This is a genomic window from Aliarcobacter faecis, from assembly GCF_013201705.1.
Classification (GTDB): Bacteria; Campylobacterota; Campylobacteria; order Campylobacterales; family Arcobacteraceae; genus Aliarcobacter; species Aliarcobacter faecis.
This window is the reverse complement of the sequence record NZ_CP053837.1, coordinates 1,000,464-1,018,669: the sequence shown is the minus strand read 5'-3', so window position 1 is coordinate 1,018,669 and position 18,206 is coordinate 1,000,464. Positions and strand designations below refer to the sequence as shown.

Here is an 18,206-nt window from a genome sequence, read left to right as displayed (position 1 = left end):
CTTTAGATTTTAAAACTAGAGAAATTTTGTCTTAAAGCTTCATAACAAACAATTGAAACAGAGTTTGCAATATTTAGGCTTCTTGCATTGTTTGTCATAGGAATAGTAATGCAAGTTTTTTGACTTTTTTCTAAAATCTCTTTTGGTAAACCAGCATCTTCCCTTCCAAAATAAAAATAGTCCCCTACTTCAAATTTTGTCTCAAAATATAGCTGTTTTGTCTTTGTTGTAGCAAAAAAATGTCTATTAGAAAATGAATTTTTTGCCCAAAAATCATCTATATTTTCATACTCAAAAACTTCTAAATCATACCAATAATCAAGTCCTGCTCGACGAACCTCTTTTTCTGTTATCTCTCCAAATCCATAAGGTTTAATTAAATGAAGTTTACAATTTAGAGCAAAAGCCAATCTTCCAATAGTTCCTACATTTCCAGGAATTCTTGGTTCGTGTAAAACTATATTAAACATTATAAAATTACCGTTTTATTTCTATGAATAAAAACTCTATCATTTAAAAGTAGTTCAAAAGCATTTGAAAGCACTACTTTTTCAACATTTCGTCCAGCATTTCTCATATCTTCCCAAGAGTATGAGTGATCAACTCTTACAACATCTTGAAAAATAATTGGTCCTTCATCTAAATCATTTGTAACATAATGAGCAGTTGCTCCAATGATTTTCACACCTCTTTCATGAGCTTGTTTATATGGGTTTGCACCAATAAATGCTGGTAAAAATGAGTGATGAATATTTAAAACTTTTCCTTCATATTTTTCTACAAATTTTGGTGTTAAAATTCTCATATATTTTGCAAGAACTATTAATTCTGGGTTAAATTCATCTATTTTTTGAGAAACTAACTTTTCATGTTCATCTTTACTTAAATTTTCAGCACTTATACAAAAAAATGGAATATCAAATTTCTCAACTAAACCTTTTAAATCATTATGGTTTCCAATAACTGCTTTTATATTTGCATTTAACTCATTTGAAGTATATCTGATAAGTAAATCACCTAAAACATGAGACTCTTTAGTTACCAAAAGAATACAATCTTTTTTTGTTTTTTTATTTAATCTTATGTTTGCACCACTTGGTAAAACCTCTTTTAGCTCTTTTAACAAAATTGTTTGCATAACTTTTCCGCTAATTATAGTTCTCATAAAAAACTCTTTTGTATCAGGATCTACATATTCAGCATTTTGTTCAATATTTAAATTATTTGCAAAAAGAACTTTTGAAATATTATAAATAAGTCCTTTAGCATCTTGTGTAGAAATCTTTAGTATATATTCGTCCATTTTTTATCCATTTTTAAACTTTAAAGCCCAAATAATACCATTTTATATATTAAATACATTTTCTTAAATTTAATAAAATAGATTGCGTAAGTAACTCTAAATGCAACTATAGATAAAAGAGTTAAACTTGTTTCAAATTATCTTAAAATATAAGTAAGATTATAAAATTAAAAAATCACTAAACTATTTTAAAATTATAATTCCTGCAAATCTTCCAGTTTTTTTCTCTTTTCTATATGAAAAGTATGGTTGATTTGAACATTTTGTACAAATAGGAGAAACTTCTATATTTTTTACTCCTAAATCCTCTAATAATTTTTTGTTTATTCCTTGTAAATCTATATTTCTATTCTCTACAAACTCTTCTCCAAAAGAATTTTTAACTATATTTACTAATTCCAAACTCACTTCATAACAACATTTTTGTATAGACGGTCCTAAAATAGCTTTCATATCTTCTACTTTACAATCAAACTCTTCTATCATTTTTAAAGCAGTAATTTGAGCAATTTTTAAAAAAGTTGAGTTTCTTCCTGCATGAATTGCACAAATTACACCTTTTTTTTCATCAAACATTAAAACAGGAATACAATCAGCAACCATTACCATCAAAGGAAGATTTTTTCTATTTGTAATAATTGCATCACAATTATCTATCATTTTAGGAGAATTTTCATCTACAACTACAATATTTGCACTATGAATTTGATTCATATAGACTAAATTCTCATTTTTATATCCAATTTTTAGTGCTAAATTTTCTCTATTTTTTATAACATTCTTTTCATCATCACCAACATGAAAAGCCAAATTTCCATCATTTGTAGTTGTAAATGTATAAATTATCTCATTTTTCATCTTTTCTTCTTTTTATTTGCTTTTGATATAATTTAGCCAAAATTTCTTTAAGGATAAGATTTGAGTAGATTTGACGAAAGAGCAAAAGATTGGGATAAGAAGCAGTTAAGTTTGGAAAAAACAGAAGGTTGTATAAAACACTTAAAAGAGACTTTGGATTTCTCAAAAATAAAAGATATCCTTGATTATGGTTGTGGAACAGGTTTGATAGCTTTTGAACTTGTAGATGAAAACAGAGAAGTTTTAGGACTTGATAGCTCTACTGGAATGGTTGAAGAGTTCAATAAAAAATCCCTAGAAAAAGGTTTAAAAAATATAAAAGCCCAAAAACATGATATTTCAACTGATGATTTAGCTGAAAATAAATTTGATTTGATAGTTATTTCTATGTCACTTCATCATATAGAAAATCTTGAAGTTTTCTTTGAAAAAAGCTATAAAGCTTTAAAAAATGGTGGATATATCTGTGTAAATGATTTAGAAAAAGAGGATGGAACTTTTCATAAAAAACATAATAATGCTGGAGTTTATCATTTTGGATTTACAAAAGAAGAGTTAGAAAATATCTGCTCTAAAATTGGTTTTAAAAATTATATCTATGAAAGAGTATTTATTTACCAAAGAGATTATGGAGATTTTCCACTATTTAATTTCTATGCAAAAAAGGAAAGTAGATGAAGAAGTTTGTAATATTTGGAGACCCTGTTGTTCACTCAAAATCTCCTCAAATGCAAAATGCGGGATTTAAACATATAAATTTTGATGCAGTTTATGAAAAGTTTCATTTAATAAATGGAGATTTAATAAAAGATGAGTTTATTAAAAATGGTTTTAGTGGAGCAAACATAACAGTTCCACACAAAGAAAAAGCTTTTAAAAATGCAGATATAGTAAAAGGAATAGCACAAAAAATAGAGGCTGTAAATAGCTATATTTTAGAAGTTGATAAAGTTATAGCTTACAATACAGATGCACCTGGCTTTTTAAAAGCTATAGAAAGTTTTGGAAAAATAAATAGTGTTTTACTTTTAGGTGCTGGTGGAACAGCAAAGGCAATAGCTCTAGCTTTGCAAGAGAATAATATTGATGTAACAGTTTTAAATAGAAGTAAAGAGAAACTAGAATTTTTTAAAAATTATCAACTAAAAGCCTTTAGTTTTGATGATTTTGATTTTAAAGTAGCTAAATTTGATTTAGTTGTAAACTCTACAAGTGCAGGTTTAAAAGATGAATTTTTACCTGCACCAAAAGAGTTACTAGAAGAAGTTTTAAAAAATAGCTCTTTTGCTTTTGATTGTATTTATGGAAAAGTTACTCCATTTTTGGCTTTAGCTCAAAGCTTAAATAATAAAATTAAAGATGGTGAAGATATGCTTTTATATCAAGGTGTTTTAGCATTTGAACTTTTTACAAAGACAAAAGCCGATAATAGCTTAGTTGAAGCTATGAGAAAAGGGTTAAAAGGAGAATAATATTCTTCTTTTTTAATTTTATAACTCTATACTAACTCTATTTCTTCCAGATTTTTTAGATAAATAAAGAGCATTATCAGCTTTTCTTATCAAATCATTTTTCTCAATTTTTTCATTTGGAATGATACAAGAAAGCCCAATACTAATGGTAACAACATTTGAAGTTTTAGAATCTTCATGAAGAATTTTTAGATTCTCAACTTCCACTCTTAATCTTTCACAAATTATTTCTGCATTTTCAATATTAGTATTTGGTAAAATACAAATAAACTCTTCTCCACCATATCTTGCTACAAAATCATGAGAGCGATTTAAATTATCATCTAAAACTCTTGCAACCATTTTTAAACACTCATCACCAGTTTGATGACCATATTTATCATTATATAGTTTAAAATTATCAATATCTATTAAAGCTATAGATAAATTCATTTTATTTCTTTGACAATATCTCCACTCTTTATCTAAAAACTGCTCAAAATATCTTCTATTTGCAATTTCAGTTAAACTATCAATATAAGCATAATTTTCAAGTATTTTTCTCTTCTCTTCATCTTGTTCTATCTCTTGTAGTCTAGCAAAATATCTCTTTTTTTGAAGAAGAAATAGACCAAAAACTGAACTTAATATTAAAATTAACATCAAAACAACTACTATATAGTTTTCATTTTTTATATTTATATATAAAGCATTTAAATCTCTACTAACTGTTATATATAAAGGTGAATCAATATCAATATTTTGAGGTTTTACAGTATAAAAAGCGACTAATCTTTCATCATTTGATATATAAGATGTCCCTTTATAAACACTAGTTAATTTATTTCCTAGTTTATGTTTATATAAAAATGAATTTTCACTATCAATTTTTTTACCTAATGCTTCATCATTTTGTGGAGCCATTAAAAAGAGAGTTCCATCTCCATGAATTATAGAGCTTCTCATATCACTTGCATAAAAAACTGATTCTAAATTCTTCAAAAGTTCTAATGGTTCAAAAACTGCTAAAACTATACCATTAAAATTACCTTTTTCATCATTTAGCATTAAGGCTAAATTTATAGTCCAAGTTCCTAACATTGTTTTATAAGGAGTATTTATATAGATCTTAGTTCTAGAAGGGTTATTTTTAACATTTAAAAAATAATCCTTTGTTGAGTGGTTAAATTCAGAAATATCTGTTCTATTTGTAGCTGTAACCTTTCCATTTTTATCCAATACTACAAATGTTCTTAAAGTAGGAATTACTTTTATAAACATCTTTATATGCTCTTCTAGATGCTCTTTTGATTTTTTATCTTCTAAATCACCTCTTTCAACCCCTTCTCTTGTTAGTAAAAGGGCTTGGTTTATTGAGTTAATCTGATTTAATAAATTATCATTTAAAATTTTTGCTTGAGTTGATAATCTCTCTTCTTCTCTTTGTAAAATATTTTCATTTTTATTAAAGATAATAAATGATACAAAAATACCTAAAGCCAAAAGAAAAAATATAAGAAATATCCATTCAAGGAAAAAATTTCTTACATCAAGATTTAAAAGATAGTTTTTTGATTTGTTATACAATATTTTGCCTTATTAATATTGTAATATAATATCTAAAAATTATTTAAAACTTATAATAAAAATTATTAACAAGTAAAAAACTTCCCAAAAAGGGGAAGAATTTTATAAAATTTCAGTTATTAAATCTAAAGAAGTTTTAGAAGATAGTAAATTTGGGGCAACATCAAATATTGTTTTTGCTCCAAAATCACCTTTTAAAGCCATTTTATATGTAGCTCTAGCATAAGCAACTAAAACACTTGCTGTAAATTCTGGGTTACTATCAAGTTTTAAAGAATACTCAATTACTTGATTAACTCCCTTACTACTAACTCCACTTCTTATTACAAATCCACCATGAGGCATAGTATTATGATTTTTATTAAACTCATCTTCTGAAATAAAATTAACTGTTGTATCATAAGGTTCAAAGTAGTTTGGCATAGTTTTAATCTCATTCTCTACTTTTTTAGCATCTGCTCCATCTTTTAATACTACAAAACACTCTCTTTTATGTTTATCTTTTGTACTTAATTCTGGTCTTGCTCCACTTCTTACTTTCTCAATAGCTTCAGTTGATGGAATAGTATATTGAACACCATTTTTTACACCTTCAACTCTTCTAATTGCATCTGAGTGTCCTTGACTTAAACCTTTTCCCCAAAATGTATATGTATCTCCATCTGGTAATAAAGTTTCACCAAAAAGTCTATTTATAGAAAACATTCCTGGATCCCAACCAATAGAAATCATTCCGATTTTATTATTTTTTGAAGCTACTTTATCAACACTTGCAAAATACTCTGGAATTTGTGCGTGATTATCATAACTATCAACTATATTAAAATGTTCTACAAATTGTGGTCCTTGAATAGGTAAGTCATCTTTTGAACCACCACATAAAATTAAAACATCAACTTTGTCTTTAAATTCTAAAATATTATTTATTGAATAAACTGGAGTGTTTATCGTAGTTACACTTTGTGGATCTCTTCTTGAAAAAACCGCCACTAAACTCATATCAGGATTTTTTGAAATAGAAAGTTCAACACCTCTTCCTAAATTCCCATATCCAACAATCGCAACTTTTATTTGATTATTCATACTAAACGCTCCTTTTGAATTTAATATTTTTTGTATTTAACAAAAAAAATCGGGAACGATTTTACTCTTTTTTTTATTGTATACAACTTAAATCAATTTTTAAGCTATAGAAAGAATTTCTATAGCTTAATATTATAAGTTTCTGCAGTTTATCTCTCTTATTTTATTTAACATTGTAAATACAATATCAGTATTTTTTTCTATCTCATTTGTAACAGAGAAGATTTCACTATTTGGTTTTGAGTTTGAATATAAACTTATTGTATCTTGAACCAATTTATGTACTAAATCATGAGATGTTACTAACTCTTCCCACTCTTTAGTTTTTGCAAAATCTTTATTTGAATTTGAAATAATCCATTTTCCTAAATTACACTCTTTTGAACTAGTAACTGTACAAGTAGCCCCATCTTTACAAGCAGCAAAATTATAGTTTTTGAAATTTATATGATCTGATTTTAATTTATTTATCTCAATAATCATACTTCCATCACAAATTCTTTTATGTGCCTCTTTATCAAAGCTTGTTTGATGAATTGTCTCATCTAAATTAACTGCTAATTGTGAAGTTTTAGTTGCCATATCATTTATAGTTGTAGCTAAAACTGCATTTTTTTGTGTTGCTTGATCAAGACTATTTACTGTATCATTTATTTGACTCATAGCCTGTTGTTGCTCTTTACTTGCTGTTGCCACATCTTCTATTAGTTTAATTGTAGTATCAATATTCTCTTTTAATTCATTGAAACCTTCAATCATATTTGATGTTATTGTTTTCCCATTTTTAGCTTTTAGTGTTGCCATTTCAACTATTTTTTTAATCTCATTTGCAGCATCTGCACTTCTTGTTGCTAAATTTCTAACCTCTTGTGCTACAACCGCAAATCCTTTTCCAGCTTCTCCTGCTGTTGCTGCTTCAACTGCTGCATTAAGTGATAAAATATTTGTTTGGAATGCAATATTATCAATTATAGAAATTGCTTCATTTATTTGTATAACCTCTTTATTTATTTCATCCATAGAGATTGCTGTTTGTCTAGCTAATTCTATTCCTTGATTTGTAGATTCAGTAACATTTAGAGCATACTTAGCCATATTTGAAGCATTTTGACTACTTCTTGAAATAGTTGAACTAATCTCTTCTATTGCTGCTGCTGTCTCTTCAAGACTAGCTGCTTGAATATTTGAAGATTCACTTAAACTTCGTGAAGCTATTGCTAACTCTTTTGAGCTTCTTGTTAAATCTATTGTTGATTTCTCAATTAAACACATAATCTCATTTATACTTGATTGAGTAACTTTAATTCCACTTAAAAGAGAAGCTATAAGCCCTGTTACATTTGAGATAACAGGAACTTCATAATCAAACTTTGCATGAGAAAGAGCAATTAAAGAATCGCTAACTAAAGTTAAATTACTTTGAGTTTTTGCAATCATACTATTTATTTCAACAACTAAAGAAGCAACTCTTTTTGAGTTTGCTTTTCCTTTTATACTATCATTAAATAGTCCTGCATTCACTTTTTCAATAATATCTTTTGCTTCATCTATTACTATTTGATCTTGAATTAAACCTTTTTCTATTGAATCTAAATAGTTATTGAAACTTGTTACAACATCTCCTATCTCATCTTTTGATGTAACTTTTATTCTTGTAGCTTCTGATGATCTTTTTGTGATATCATCTATTGTATTTTTAAGATTTAAAATAGGATTTAATATCTCTCTTTTCATACTAAATAGAGTATTTATCATAGTAAAAAGTAAAGCTAAAGTTAAAATAATTAAAGCAGCATAGATAATATTTGATGCTTGTGAAATAGATTGTTCAACATTTGATATTGGTTCAGCAACAAGTGCGATACCAAGTTTTTTACCACTAAAATCTGTAACATTTATATATGTATAAAAATAATTCTGAGAGATCAAAAATTTATCTTTTAAGAGTTTAGAAAAATCTATAGTTTTAACATCTGCCATAAAATTGTCATTTCTAAATTTTTGAGAGATTAAATAGTTATTTAATTTATCTTCTTCTTTTATTTTAGCTGTTGCCAAGCTTGTATCCATTAAAAGTAAGAATCCTCTTTTCTCTTTATCAAAATCAATAGCAACAGAGTTTATTCCTTGCATAAATTCTAATGATCCAACATGATTTTTATCTTTAAATATAGGTACAACTGCTCTTAAACTTAAACCATCATTTCCTATTTCAAAACCATTTATAGCTTTTTTTTCACTATTTACTTTTACAACACTTGTTCTAAAAGAGCTTAAATCATCTCCAAAATCTGTTGGTTTCCATGATCTCAAGAAAGAGTGATTATTTAATGTATGAATATGAATTTGAATATTTTTAAATGGAGTTTGTTCTTTCATTGTAGAACTTAAACTACTAAGAGTTTTTATAGCTAAATCTCTATTATTAGAGCTTAATGCCTCTTGAATATTTGAATCATTTGCTATTGAAGTTGCATTTGATATACCAACATCTAGTTTTGAACCAATTCTAAGTTCACTAAGGGAATTTAAATTTAAAATAACATCATTATAAATTTCATCTCTTAAATCATTTTTATATTTATTTAATATAAAAAAACCAATAATCAAAACAACAATCGTAACAATAACATTTGTTAAAGTAAATTTTCTCCCAATAGTCATATTCTCCATCCTACTTTTTAAAAAAATAATATTTATTTTATTCAAAAAACTTATAATACTTTCTTAAATATAACAATTTATTTTATAAGATAAAAAATATAATTAAAATAATTGGTAATATCTGATTTTAAAAGAAAAAAATCAGATTAAATAAAAAACGGCGTAAATACCGTTTTTTATTTAATTATACATGATAGTTTGGTGCTTCATTTGTAATAGTTACATCGTGAACATGAGACTCTCTAAGTCCCGCACTTGTAATCTCTACAAACTCTGCTACTTCTTGGAATGTTTCTATATCTTTTGAGCCTAAATATCCCATAGAACTTCTAAGCCCCCCTACAAATTGATGAATAATATCTGATATACTTCCTCTATAAGCTACTCTTCCTTCAATTCCTTCAGGTACAAGTTTATCAGCAGCTGTTCCTTCTTGGAAATATCTATCTGTACTCCCTTTTGTCATAGCGCCAATACTTCCCATCCCTCTATAAGTTTTAAATTTTCTTCCTTGAAAAAGTACAACTTCACCTGGACTTTCATCAGTTCCAGCTAATGCACTTCCCATCATAACACAACTAGCCCCAACTGCTAAAGCTTTTGCTACATCACCAGAATATTTTATACCACCATCTGCAATAATTGGTATTCCAGTTTTTTTAGCTTCAATAGCACACTCATCAATAGCACTCATTTGAGGAACTCCAACCCCTGCAACAATTCTAGTTGTACAAATACTTCCTGGACCAATTCCAACTTTTACTCCATCAGCACCAGCAATAATTAAATCTCTTGTAGCTTCAGCAGTAGCAACATTTCCAGCAATAAGTTCAACTTTAAGTTCTGCTTTTATAGCTTTAACTGTATCTAAAATCCCTTTTGAGTGTCCATGTGCTGAATCAAGAACCAAAACATCAACTCCAACAGCAACTAAAGCTCTAGCTCTATCTAATTGATTTACACCAATAGCAGCTCCAACTCTTAATCTTCCAAACTCATCTTTACAAGCATTTGGATACTCTATTTTTTTATTTATATCTTTGATTGTAATAAGTCCAATTAGTTTATTATCATCATTTACAATAGGGAGTTTTTCTATTTTATTTTGGTGCATAATTTCTGCAGCTTGTTCAAGTGTTGTACCCTCTTTTGCAGTAACCAAAGGCATTTTCGTCATCTTTTCATAAGCTTTAAATCTATAATCTTTTGTAAATCTCATATCTCTATTTGTTAAAATACCAACTAAAATATTATTATCATCAACTACTGGAACTCCTGAAATCTTATATGTAGCCATAATATCTTCAGCATCTTGTAAAGTTTGATCTGGTTTAATAGTTATTGGATCAATTATCATCCCAGATTCAGATTTTTTTACTTTCTGACACTGTAAAACTTGAGATTCAATATCCATATTTTTATGAATTATTCCAATTCCACCAAGTCTTGCCATTGCAATTGCTGCTTGATATTCAGTTACAGTATCCATAGCAGCACTTACAAAAGGAATATTTAATTCAATGTTTTTAGTAACTTTAGTTTTTGTACAAACTGCTTTTGGTAAAATTTCTGATTTTGCAGGTACAAGTAACACATCTTCAAAAGTTAAAGCTCTTTTTCTTATTCTCATTTTAAAATCCTAATAAATTATATATATTTTACAGCTTTTTCCATAGATAAAGCACCATCAAATAAAGTTTGTTCTTCAAAACTATTTGCTATTAATTGAAGTCCTATTGGAAGTCCTGAACTATCTTTTGCAACTGGTAAACTAATAGCTGGAAGTCCTGCAAGATTTATAGAAATTGTATATAGATCTGATAAATACATCTCTAAAGCACTTGTATATGAACCAAATTTAGGAGCTGTTGTTGGAGCAACTGGTGATAAAATCAAATCGGCAGTTTCAAAAATTTTATCAAATTCAGCTTTTATAATAGATCTTACTTTTTGAGCTTTTATGTAATAAGCATCATAATAACCAGAACTTAGTACAAATGATCCTAACATAATTCTTTTTTTAACTTCATATCCAAACCCTTGAGTTTTTGTATCAATATACATATCCTTTAGTCCACTATTTGAAGCTCTAAAACCATATCTTACTCCATCATATCTAGCTAAGTTCGCACTAGCTTCAGCTGCTGAAATAATATAATATGTTGAAATTATTTTACTTGAATCAATCATATTTGTATGAATAATTTTATGTCCTTGCTCTTCTAAAAGTTTAATACTATTATTCAAAGCATCTTTTATATCTTGTGAAGCTTGTTCAACAAAATTATCAATTACGGCTATTGTAAATTTTCTATCACTAGTTAAATTTGGAGTAACTTTTGTATAATCTATATTTGCACTTGTAGAATCTTTTTCATCATATCCAGCTAAAATATCGTATAAAATTGCAGCATCTTCAACATTTTGTGTAATTGGTCCACATTGATCAAGAGAAGATGAATAAGCAGCTATTCCATATCTACTTACTCTTCCATAAGTTGGTTTCATTCCAACAACACCACAATAGGCAGCAGGTTGTCTAATACTTCCTCCTGTATCAGTTCCTAATGCAGCAATTGCTAAACCTGCAGCAACAGCAGCAGCACTTCCTCCACTACTTCCACCTGGAATTCTTGAGTTATCAACTGGATTTAATGTTTTTCCATGACAAGAAGATTCTGTACTACTTCCCATGGCAAACTCATCCATATTTGTAAGTCCAAATGGACTTAATCCTGCATTTTGTAATTTTTCAATAACAGTTGCATTAAAAGGAGCTATATAACCTTTTAAAATATTACTAGAACAAGTAAGCTCCCAGTTTTTTACATTTATATTATTTTTAATAGCTATTGGAATACCATTCCCACAACTATATACATCTTTATTTTCTAATTGCTCAATATAAGCACCAATATTGCTATTTTTAATCTTTGTATTTAAATCATCTCTTAATTTTTGTATATCATCACTATTTAGTTTTAGTGCTTCTTTTAGAGTCATAAATTAGGTTCTCCTATGTTTTGTAGGTATAGTAAACGGCTGATTATATCAAAAAGTTGTTTAAAAAAAGGGTAAGTAAATTTGATATGGGATTTTTTTAAAAAATTTAGAAAATAATTTTTAGGAATAAAAAAAGGGATAGTTTCCTATCCCTTGAAAGATTTAGATGAAAGAGATGAATGCCATTGGTGTAGCATCACCTTTTCTTATTCTTGTTTTAATTATTGAAGTATATCCACCATTTCTACCTTCGTATTTTGGGGCAATTTCATTAATTAATTTTTTAGTAGCCTCTTTACATTGTAAAGCAGCAAATACATATCTATGTGTATTTAAATCAGCATTTCTTGCAGATGTTACTAATTTTTCTATAAATCTTTTTAATTCTTTTGCTTTTGGAACAGTTGTTTCGATTTTCTCTCTTTCAATAATAGCAATTGCTAAATTTTTTAACAATGCTTTTCTATGAGCAGAAGTTCTATTTAACTTTCTATATCCGTGCTTATGTCTCATATTAAACCCTTAATTTATGCTTTAAGTTGCTCTAATTTTCTTCTTAATACAGAAGCAACATTCTCTGGAAGTGTATTTTCAACTGGGTATCCTAATGACTCTAGTTTTTCAGCTATTTCATCATAAGATTTTTTACCTAGATTTTTAATATTTTTAACTTCAACTTCACTCATAAGTACTAGTTCACCTAAATATTTAAGTCCCGCTCTATCTAAAGAGTTGAAACTTCTAGCACTTAAATTTAGTTCTTCAATTCTTTGAACTAACTCTTTAATCTCAACAGACTCTTCACCTGATTCACTTACAGTTATTTCTGATAAATCAAATACTTTATTAAATACTGACATTTGAGAATACATAACACTAACTGCTTCTTTAAATGCAGCTATTGGTGTAATTTGACCATTTGTCAATACTCTAAATACAGCTTTTTCAAAGTTAGGATTATCTTCAACTAACATTTTTTCAATATCGTAAACCACTTTTTTTACAGGTGTAAAGAATGCATCAATTGGTATATAATCAGGCCCAACAATATCTCTAATATCTTCAGAAGGCATATAACCAATACCTTTTTGAATAATAACAGAGAATGTTAAGTTACAATCGCTATTAATTGTTGCTAAATGTGCATCTTTTGAAACAACATCAACTTCAGAGTTAATTAAATCTTCACCCTTAATATCTCTTGGTCCATTAAATGTATATTCAACAACAACTTGTTTTTTATCACCATTAATTTTAAACTTTATGTTTTTTAAATTAATAACAAAAATAGCTACATCTTCTAACATACCCCTTAATGAGTCAAACTCATGAGTAGCACCCTCTATTTTCACAGCAATTGGAGCATATCCAACTGATGAGCTCAAAAGAAGTCTTCTTAAAGGGTGTGCCAAAGTAATTGCAAAACCATCTTCAAATGGGTATGCTGATATTTTAGCCTCATTTTCGCTGATAGCTTCTATCTCAACTTCAGTTGGTAAAAATGGAGTTTCTGCAAATTTTTTCATTAGCTACCTTTTATTTATTATTTAGAATATAACTCTACGATTAATCTCTCTTCAACAGGAATAACTATCTCTTCTCTAGCAGGTATTCTTGTGAAAATTCCAAATACTTTATCTTTATCTACATTAACCCAATCAACCATTCCAGTTTGATTTGTTAACTCTAAAGCTCTTTTAATTTGAGGATTATTTTTAGATCTCTCTTTAATCTCAATTTTTTGTCCAGCTTTTACTAAGTATGAAGGAATATCAACTTTTTTTCCATCTACTAAGATATGTCCGTGAGTTGTTATTTGTCTAGCAAATGCTCTAGTTGTAGCAAATCCCATTCTATAAATAACATTATCTAATCTTTGTTCAATTAATGAAATAAGAATAGCTCCTGTATTTCCTTCTCTTCTTACTGCTTCTTTGAAATAATTGCTAAATTGTTTTTCTGAAACACCATACATGAATTTAACTTTTTGTTTTTCTCTTAATTGTAATCCATATTCAGAAATTTTAGCTCTTCTTTGTCCATGTTGTCCTGGAGCAAATGGTCTTTTTTCTAAAGCACTTTTACCTGAAAGTCTTCTCTCACCTTTTAATCCAAGGTCTGCTTCAAGTCTTCTTTCGATTTTTTCTACTGGTCCTCTATATCTTGCCATATTTTACTCCTTACACTCTTCTTCTTTTAGGAGGTCTACAACCATTATGAGGTAATGGTGTAACATCTTTTAACCAAGTAACTCTAACTCCGTTTATAGCACCAACTGATTTAACAGCAGTATCTCTTCCAGAACCAGGACCTTGAATTTTAATTCCTACATTTTTAATACCATGCTCCATTGCTTTACTCATAGCATCTTCAACAGCAGCTTGCGCAGCAAATGGAGTTGATTTTTTAGAACCTTTAAACCCTAAGTTTCCAGCACTTGACCATGCAATAACATTTCCTGCATTATCTGTAACTGTAACTAACGTATTGTTAAAACTTGCAGCAATATGGATGATTCCATCAGCAATATTTTTTCTTACAATTTTTTTTCTAGTAACTTTTCTTTTTGCCATCATCTATCCTTATTTAGTCGCTGCACCGATAGTTTTCTTTTTACCTTTTCTAGTTCGTGCATTAGTTTTAGTCTTTTGCCCTCTACAAGGTAAACCTTTTCTATGTCTTAAACCTCTATATGAACCTAAATCCATTAAAGCTTTAATGTCCATTGCAACTTTTTTTCTTAAATCCCCTTCTACTAGGTAGTTTTCTTGGATCTCTTTTCTAATTAAAGCAGCTTCATCTTCTGTTAATTCAAATGCTCTTTTATTGAAATCAATTCCAGTTGCATTTAAAATAAGTCTTGAATTATGTAATCCAATTCCAAAGATGTATGTTAAAGCATACTCCATTCTTTTTTTATTTGGTAAATCAACACCCGCGATTCTTGCCATGTGTCTTATCCTTGTCTTTGTTTATGTTTTTTGTTTTCGCAGATTACTCTTACGATACCTCTTCTTTTGATAACTTTACATTTATCACACATTTTTTTAACTGAAGCTCTTACTTTCATAAGTCTCGTCCTTCTTATCATTTGTGTTTTAATTTCCACTTTCAACAGGAAAAAGCCTTAAAAAATAGTACTTTTATTTTTAAGCTTTTACCAACTCTTTATAAAATATCAATCTATTTTATAAAAACTTCTTCTATTGGTTGAAAAAATGGAACTGGATTATATTTAAAAATAGCTTAATTCTTGTTGAAAGTATAATATTTTATTTTATATACTTTATTGTACTATTGCAAAATATATTTTGGAGAATAAAAATGGAAATATTTAAAAATGAACTAATAAAAATAGAGATTGAAAAAAGTGAAATTCCTTGGCTTAAAATATTTACTATAGAAAATATTAAAGAGTTTTCAGAATGTAATTTTAAAACAAAACAAGAGATATGGAAATATCTTGACATCATAGAAAAATTTATGCTTGAATACTACAAACCTGAAAAAATAAATATAGCTTCATTTGGAAACTATGTTCCTTGGGTACATTTTCATATTATGGCAAGATTTAAAGAAGATAGTTATTTCCCAGAACCAATGTGGGGTGTAAAACAAAAAGAGAGTAATTTAAATCTACCCTCTTTTGAAACTTTTATAGATGAGTTAAAAAAGAGATTTTAATCTTTTTTAAGCATCTTGATTTATCTGTTTAATTAACTCTTCTAAAACTATATTTGATTTATCTGTATCAATTTGACAACCTCCAGCAGCCAAATGACCACCTCCTCCATATTTAAGCATTAGTTCACCAACATTTGTTTTTGAAGTTTTGTTAATAATAGATTTTCCTGTACTAAATACAACATTTTGTTTATCTTTTCCCCAAACAACATGAATAGAAATATTTTGTTCTGGGAAAAGTGCATAAACTAAAAACCTATTTCCAGGATAGATAATCTCTTCATCTTTATAATTTATTATTAAAAGGTTTTTCTCAACTTTTGTACATTTCAAAAGTTGTTTTTTAAACTCTTCTTCATACTTAAAATATAAATCCACTCTCTCTTTTATATCTGGAAGTTCTAGAATTTCATCAATACTTAAATTTACACAATGGTCAATTAAATCCATCATAAGAGTATAATTAGAAATTCTAAAATCTCTAAATCTTCCTAATCCAGTTCTTGAATCCATTAAAAAACTGAGCAATGCCCAACCTTTTGGCTCTAAAATATCTTCTATTGTAAAATCTGCACTATCGGCTTTATTTGCCCAAAGCATCATATCATCAAAAGTTGAAGGGAAAACTTCTTTTGCTCCATAATAATCATATACAACTTGAGCTGCACTTTTTGCATTTGGATCAATTATATGATTATCATATTTTTCATTTCTTAAAGTTTCAGAAAAGTGGTGATCAAAAGCAAGATTTACACCTTTTACATATGGTAAGTTTGTTGTAATATCATTTTGAGAAATCTCTATTTTTCCATCTTGCATATCTTTTGGATGAACAAAACTAATCTCATCTATAACATTTAAATACTTCAATAAAGTACCGCATACAAGACCATCCATATCACTTCGTGTAACTAATCTATACTTTTTTTCACTCATTTTAAAGCCTTATTTTACTATTTATCTATTAATATATTCTACTATTTTATCACCCATAGAAACGCAATTTAGAACCTCTTTTGCATCGAAAGAGGCTAAATCTTTTGTTCTATATCCATCTTTTAGAGCATCTTTTATCGCTTTTTCAATTAAAGCAGCAGCTTTTTCTTCATTTAAAGTATATTTTAGCATCATAGCAGCACTTAAAATTGTAGCTATTGGATTTGCTATTCCAAGTCCAGCAATATCAGGAGCACTTCCATGAATTGGTTCATAAATAGCTGTTTTATCTCCAGTTGAAGCACTTGGTAATAGACCAATTGAACCAACAACCATAGAAGCTGTATCTGAAAGAATATCTCCAAAGATATTTCCTGTAACAACTACATCAAACTGCTTTGGATTTCTAACTAACTGCATAGCTGCATTATCAACATACATATGAGAAAGCTCTACATCTGGATAATCTTTTGCCAATTCATTCATTGTATCTCTCCAAAGTTGAGATACTTCAAGAACATTTGCCTTATCAACAGAACAAACTCTTTTACCTCTTTTTCTAGCTAATTCAAAAGCTGTTTTACCAATTCTTACAATTTCTGGTTTTGTATAAACCATTGTATTAAATGCTTTAAATCCATCATTTTCTCTAGGTTTTCCAAAATAAATTCCACCTATAAGCTCTCTTACAACCATAATATCACAACCTTTGATAACTTCAGGTTTTAAAGTTGAGGCATTTACAAGTTCATCATAAACAATAGCTGGTCGTAAATTTGCATAAACACCCATTTTTTCTCTAAAAGTTAAAAGTCCAGTTTCTGGTCTTAACTCTCTTGGTAAAGTATCCCATTTTTCACCACCAATTGCACCAAATAAACAAGCATCAGAGTTTAAAACACCTTCAACTGTCTCTTCTGGAAGTGGAACTCCTGTTGTATCAATAGCAATTCCACCCATTAAATACTCTTTATAACTTAGTGTAAAATCACATTTTTTAGCAACTGCATTTAAAACTTTAATAGCTTCAGTCACAATTTCAGGACCAATTCCATCACCTTTTATTATCGAAATATTATAATTTTTCATTAGTTTACCTTTTTCATTTCATCTATTGCATAATTTATTAAACCGCCACTTGCTATTAACTCTTGCATAAAAGGAGGAATAGCTATAAATTTATAAGTTTTTTTAGTTGTATTATTTATAATCTCTCCATTATCTAAATCAATACTAATCTCTTCACCCTCTTTTATTTCAAGTGATTCTGGAAGTTCAAATATTGGTAATCCCATATTAAAAGCATTTCTATAAAAAATTCTTGCAAATGATGGTGCTACAACAGCAGCTATTCCAGCAGCTTTTAAAGCTATTGGAGCATGTTCTCTACTACTACCACAGCCAAAATTCTCTCCTGCAACAATAATATCACCTTTTTTTAATTTTTTTGGAAAATCTGGATCGGCATCTTCCATAACATATTTTGCTAAATGCTCAGGGTCTGAACTATTTAAATATCTAGCAGCTATAATAACATCTGTATCGATATTTGCTCCAAAATTCCAAACTTTACCTGTAATTTTACTCATATTTTTATCCTTGATATTTTTTAGACAATAATTAAGGAATTATTTTAC

At 28.2% G+C, this 18,206-nt stretch carries 20 protein-coding genes; 3 read left to right on the top strand and 17 right to left on the bottom strand.

Annotated elements, in window-relative coordinates; genetic code table 11:
• Nucleotides 1-2: 2 nt before the first annotated feature.
• The 3 genes from AFAEC_RS05130 to pgeF form a co-directional block, all read right to left on the bottom strand.
• On the bottom strand, nucleotides 3-470 hold the full coding sequence (locus AFAEC_RS05130; protein ID WP_026805481.1) for a tRNA (cytidine(34)-2'-O)-methyltransferase: 468 nt from the start codon (nucleotides 468-470) through the stop codon (nucleotides 3-5).
• Nucleotides 470-1,303 carry a formyltetrahydrofolate deformylase gene (purU, locus tag AFAEC_RS05125; RefSeq protein ID WP_026805480.1) on the bottom strand — a complete coding sequence of 278 codons (834 nt, stop codon included), beginning with the start codon at nucleotides 1,301-1,303 and terminating at the stop codon, nucleotides 470-472. Before purU ends, AFAEC_RS05130 begins: the two co-directional genes overlap by 1 nt.
• 183 nt (nucleotides 1,304-1,486) lie before the next feature.
• Nucleotides 1,487-2,161: a peptidoglycan editing factor PgeF gene (pgeF, locus tag AFAEC_RS05120; RefSeq protein WP_026805479.1), complete on the bottom strand. Its 675-nt coding sequence runs from the start codon at nucleotides 2,159-2,161 to the stop codon at nucleotides 1,487-1,489.
• A 60-nt stretch (nucleotides 2,162-2,221) separates the two neighbouring features.
• Between pgeF and AFAEC_RS05115 the strand changes: the two genes are divergently transcribed.
• Both AFAEC_RS05115 and AFAEC_RS05110 read left to right on the top strand, forming a co-directional pair.
• Complete coding sequence (locus tag AFAEC_RS05115) at nucleotides 2,222-2,839, top strand: class I SAM-dependent methyltransferase (RefSeq protein ID WP_026805478.1); 618 nt, start codon at nucleotides 2,222-2,224, stop codon at nucleotides 2,837-2,839.
• Nucleotides 2,836-3,633: a shikimate dehydrogenase gene (locus AFAEC_RS05110; protein ID WP_026805477.1), complete on the top strand. Its 798-nt coding sequence runs from the start codon at nucleotides 2,836-2,838 to the stop codon at nucleotides 3,631-3,633. Before AFAEC_RS05115 ends, AFAEC_RS05110 begins: the two co-directional genes overlap by 4 nt.
• An 18-nt stretch (nucleotides 3,634-3,651) precedes the next feature.
• Here AFAEC_RS05110 and AFAEC_RS05105 read toward each other — a convergent pair whose 3' ends face one another.
• From AFAEC_RS05105 to rpmJ, 11 genes are all read right to left on the bottom strand, one after another.
• The gene (locus AFAEC_RS05105; RefSeq protein ID WP_026805476.1) at nucleotides 3,652-5,199 is read right to left on the bottom strand and encodes a sensor domain-containing diguanylate cyclase; all 1,548 of its coding nucleotides are present in this window, start codon (nucleotides 5,197-5,199) and stop codon (nucleotides 3,652-3,654) included.
• Nucleotides 5,200-5,301: 102 nt separating this feature from the next.
• Nucleotides 5,302-6,282 carry a diaminopimelate dehydrogenase gene (locus AFAEC_RS05100; RefSeq protein ID WP_026805475.1) on the bottom strand — a complete coding sequence of 327 codons (981 nt, stop codon included), beginning with the start codon at nucleotides 6,280-6,282 and terminating at the stop codon, nucleotides 5,302-5,304.
• Nucleotides 6,283-6,414: 132 nt separating this feature from the next.
• A complete protein-coding gene (locus AFAEC_RS05095) occupies nucleotides 6,415-8,946 on the bottom strand; it encodes a methyl-accepting chemotaxis protein (RefSeq protein ID WP_225442404.1) in 2,532 nt (843 codons plus the stop codon).
• A gap of 184 nt (nucleotides 8,947-9,130) precedes the next feature.
• Entirely contained in the window at nucleotides 9,131-10,576 is a 1,446-nt protein-coding gene (gene guaB / locus AFAEC_RS05090; RefSeq protein ID WP_026805473.1) for an IMP dehydrogenase, read from the bottom strand.
• Nucleotides 10,577-10,593: 17 nt separating this feature from the next.
• The gene (gene gatA / locus AFAEC_RS05085; RefSeq protein ID WP_026805472.1) at nucleotides 10,594-11,949 is read right to left on the bottom strand and encodes an Asp-tRNA(Asn)/Glu-tRNA(Gln) amidotransferase subunit GatA; all 1,356 of its coding nucleotides are present in this window, start codon (nucleotides 11,947-11,949) and stop codon (nucleotides 10,594-10,596) included.
• A gap of 162 nt (nucleotides 11,950-12,111) precedes the next feature.
• Complete coding sequence (gene rplQ / locus AFAEC_RS05080) at nucleotides 12,112-12,462, bottom strand: 50S ribosomal protein L17 (protein ID WP_026805471.1); 351 nt, start codon at nucleotides 12,460-12,462, stop codon at nucleotides 12,112-12,114.
• A 14-nt stretch (nucleotides 12,463-12,476) separates the two neighbouring features.
• The gene (locus tag AFAEC_RS05075; protein WP_026805470.1) at nucleotides 12,477-13,475 is read right to left on the bottom strand and encodes a DNA-directed RNA polymerase subunit alpha; all 999 of its coding nucleotides are present in this window, start codon (nucleotides 13,473-13,475) and stop codon (nucleotides 12,477-12,479) included.
• 17 nt (nucleotides 13,476-13,492) lie between these two features.
• Nucleotides 13,493-14,119 (bottom strand): 30S ribosomal protein S4, encoded by a 627-nt coding sequence (gene rpsD / locus AFAEC_RS05070; protein WP_026805469.1) that lies wholly within the window; start codon nucleotides 14,117-14,119, stop codon nucleotides 13,493-13,495.
• A gap of 10 nt (nucleotides 14,120-14,129) precedes the next feature.
• Nucleotides 14,130-14,522, bottom strand: a complete 393-nt coding sequence (gene rpsK / locus AFAEC_RS05065) for a 30S ribosomal protein S11 (protein ID WP_024775315.1) — start codon at nucleotides 14,520-14,522, stop codon at nucleotides 14,130-14,132.
• 9 nt (nucleotides 14,523-14,531) lie between these two features.
• Nucleotides 14,532-14,900 carry a 30S ribosomal protein S13 gene (rpsM, locus tag AFAEC_RS05060; RefSeq protein WP_026805468.1) on the bottom strand — a complete coding sequence of 123 codons (369 nt, stop codon included), beginning with the start codon at nucleotides 14,898-14,900 and terminating at the stop codon, nucleotides 14,532-14,534.
• Between the two features lie 5 nt (nucleotides 14,901-14,905).
• Complete coding sequence (gene rpmJ / locus AFAEC_RS05055) at nucleotides 14,906-15,019, bottom strand: 50S ribosomal protein L36 (protein ID WP_004509205.1); 114 nt, start codon at nucleotides 15,017-15,019, stop codon at nucleotides 14,906-14,908.
• A gap of 254 nt (nucleotides 15,020-15,273) precedes the next feature.
• On the opposite strand from rpmJ, the gene AFAEC_RS05050 reads away from it, so the two are divergent.
• Nucleotides 15,274-15,633, top strand: coding sequence for a hydrolase (locus AFAEC_RS05050; protein ID WP_026805467.1), 360 nt, complete (start codon nucleotides 15,274-15,276; stop codon nucleotides 15,631-15,633).
• A 6-nt stretch (nucleotides 15,634-15,639) separates the two neighbouring features.
• Here the strand turns inward: AFAEC_RS05050 and AFAEC_RS05045 are convergent, their stop codons facing one another.
• From AFAEC_RS05045 to AFAEC_RS05035, 3 genes are read right to left on the bottom strand one after another with little or no spacing between them, the layout of a single operon-like run.
• Nucleotides 15,640-16,569 (bottom strand): exopolyphosphatase, encoded by a 930-nt coding sequence (locus AFAEC_RS05045; protein WP_026805466.1) that lies wholly within the window; start codon nucleotides 16,567-16,569, stop codon nucleotides 15,640-15,642.
• Nucleotides 16,570-16,590: 21 nt separating this feature from the next.
• On the bottom strand, nucleotides 16,591-17,658 hold the full coding sequence (gene leuB / locus AFAEC_RS05040) for a 3-isopropylmalate dehydrogenase (protein WP_026805465.1): 1,068 nt from the start codon (nucleotides 17,656-17,658) through the stop codon (nucleotides 16,591-16,593).
• The gene (locus tag AFAEC_RS05035) at nucleotides 17,658-18,158 is read right to left on the bottom strand and encodes a 3-isopropylmalate dehydratase small subunit (protein WP_026805464.1); all 501 of its coding nucleotides are present in this window, start codon (nucleotides 18,156-18,158) and stop codon (nucleotides 17,658-17,660) included. The genes leuB and AFAEC_RS05035 overlap by 1 nt, the downstream gene beginning before the upstream one ends.
• Nucleotides 18,159-18,206 lie beyond the last annotated feature (48 nt).

Bases quoted from the DNA above. Each gene is read 5' to 3' on its own strand.
- AFAEC_RS05130 (WP_026805481.1), bottom strand. From the start codon at position 470: ATGTTTAATATAGTTTTACACGAACCAAGAATTCCTGGAAATGTAGGA.
- purU (WP_026805480.1), bottom strand. From the start codon at position 1,303: ATGGACGAATATATACTAAAGATTTCTACACAAGATGCTAAAGGACTT.
- pgeF (WP_026805479.1), bottom strand. From the start codon at position 2,161: ATGAAAAATGAGATAATTTATACATTTACAACTACAAATGATGGAAAT.
- AFAEC_RS05110 (WP_026805477.1), top strand. From the start codon at position 2,836: ATGAAGAAGTTTGTAATATTTGGAGACCCTGTTGTTCACTCAAAATCT.
- AFAEC_RS05100 (WP_026805475.1), bottom strand. From the start codon at position 6,282: ATGAATAATCAAATAAAAGTTGCGATTGTTGGATATGGGAATTTAGGA.
- AFAEC_RS05095 (WP_225442404.1), bottom strand. From the start codon at position 8,946: ATGACTATTGGGAGAAAATTTACTTTAACAAATGTTATTGTTACGATT.
- guaB (WP_026805473.1), bottom strand. From the start codon at position 10,576: ATGAGAATAAGAAAAAGAGCTTTAACTTTTGAAGATGTGTTACTTGTA.
- gatA (WP_026805472.1), bottom strand. From the start codon at position 11,949: ATGACTCTAAAAGAAGCACTAAAACTAAATAGTGATGATATACAAAAA.
- rplQ (WP_026805471.1), bottom strand. From the start codon at position 12,462: ATGAGACATAAGCACGGATATAGAAAGTTAAATAGAACTTCTGCTCAT.
- AFAEC_RS05075 (WP_026805470.1), bottom strand. From the start codon at position 13,475: ATGAAAAAATTTGCAGAAACTCCATTTTTACCAACTGAAGTTGAGATA.
- rpsD (WP_026805469.1), bottom strand. From the start codon at position 14,119: ATGGCAAGATATAGAGGACCAGTAGAAAAAATCGAAAGAAGACTTGAA.
- rpsK (WP_024775315.1), bottom strand. From the start codon at position 14,522: ATGGCAAAAAGAAAAGTTACTAGAAAAAAAATTGTAAGAAAAAATATT.
- rpsM (WP_026805468.1), bottom strand. From the start codon at position 14,900: ATGGCAAGAATCGCGGGTGTTGATTTACCAAATAAAAAAAGAATGGAG.
- rpmJ (WP_004509205.1), bottom strand. From the start codon at position 15,019: ATGAAAGTAAGAGCTTCAGTTAAAAAAATGTGTGATAAATGTAAAGTT.
- AFAEC_RS05050 (WP_026805467.1), top strand. From the start codon at position 15,274: ATGGAAATATTTAAAAATGAACTAATAAAAATAGAGATTGAAAAAAGT.
- AFAEC_RS05045 (WP_026805466.1), bottom strand. From the start codon at position 16,569: ATGAGTGAAAAAAAGTATAGATTAGTTACACGAAGTGATATGGATGGT.
- leuB (WP_026805465.1), bottom strand. From the start codon at position 17,658: ATGAAAAATTATAATATTTCGATAATAAAAGGTGATGGAATTGGTCCT.
- AFAEC_RS05035 (WP_026805464.1), bottom strand. From the start codon at position 18,158: ATGAGTAAAATTACAGGTAAAGTTTGGAATTTTGGAGCAAATATCGAT.